This is a genomic window from Salipiger sp. HF18, assembly GCF_011806505.1.
GTDB lineage: Bacteria > Pseudomonadota > Alphaproteobacteria > Rhodobacterales > Rhodobacteraceae > Salipiger > Salipiger thiooxidans.
Map to the genome: position 1 here is coordinate 1 of NZ_JAATOS010000804.1, position 1,146 is coordinate 1,146.

General features: G+C 68.4%; 1 protein-coding gene and 1 pseudogene. Both read right to left on the reverse strand.

From position 1 onward, the window contains the following. Window positions 1-342: pseudogene (locus tag HC022_RS27105) on the reverse strand (ABC transporter permease); the annotation flags it as partial. A 3-nt stretch (window positions 343-345) separates the two neighbouring features. After that, window positions 346-1,146 (reverse strand): ABC transporter permease (locus HC022_RS27110; protein WP_167454439.1); only part of this gene is annotated, 801 nt, incomplete at its 5' end.

The window sequence follows — 1,146 nt, forward strand, 5'->3', positions numbered from 1 at the left end:
GAACTCGGTGAAGCGCATGGCGCCTTCATCGACGTAGCCGCCGTAGAAGCCGGCCAGCGCGCCCAGCGGCACCCCGATGAGCAGCGCCACCAGCGTCGAGACGAGCCCCACCAGCAGCGACACCCGCGCGCCGTAGGCGAGCTGGGCCGCCACGTCGCGGCCCAGCGTGTCGGTGCCGAGCGGCAGCCCGTCCATGGCAAAGGGTGCAAGGAAGGGCCGCTGTACCATCTGCCAGGGCGAGTTGGCGAAGATAAGCGGGGCGAAGATGGCGATGGCGATCACCAGCACCAGCAGGACGACGCCGATCACCGCGCCGATGTTGCTCCGGAAGCGTTTCCACATGGCTCAGGCCCTCGCGCCGATGCGTGGGTCGACAAGGCGGTAGACGATGTCGGTCACGATGTTGAACAGGATCACCATGGCGGCGGAGACGAGGAACACGCCGAGGATGGTGTTGTAGTCGCGCGCGGCGAGGCTCTCGAACATCAGCCGCCCGATGCCGGGCCAGGCGAAGACGGTCTCGGTCAGCACCGCGCCACCCACCAGCTGGCCCGCCTGCAGGCCCGCCAGCGTCACCACCGGAAGGATGGCGTTGCGCAGGATGTGGCGGCGGCGGATGACCCGCCCCGAAAGACCCTTGGCCTTGGCGGTCTTGACGAAGTCGGCGGTCGAGACCTCGAGCATCGAGGACCGCGTCATGCGCATGTAGACCGCCATGAAGAACAGCCCCAGCGTCAGGGCCGGCAGGATCAGGTGCTTGAGAATGTCGATGACGCGCGCGAGGCCGGTGTAGTCGGCGCCCACGGTCTCGTAGCCGAAGCCGGGCAGCCAGCCGAGCCAGACCGAGAACACCAGCACCGCCATCAGCGCCGCCCAGTAGAGCGGTGTCGCGTAGAACAGCAGCGCCAGCGTGGTCAGCAGGCTGTCCTGCGGCTTGCCCACCCTCGCGGCGGCGGCGACGCCAAGCGCGATGCCGAGCACCAGCGAGATGACGAAGGCGGTGAGCGTGAGCAGCAGCGTCGCGGGCAGGCGCTCGGCGATCAGGTCGATCACCGGGGCGTTCTGGCGGAACGAGTAGCCGAGGTCGAGCTGGGCCACACCGCCCACGTATTTCGCGAGCTGGATGTAGAAGGGCTGGTCGAGGCC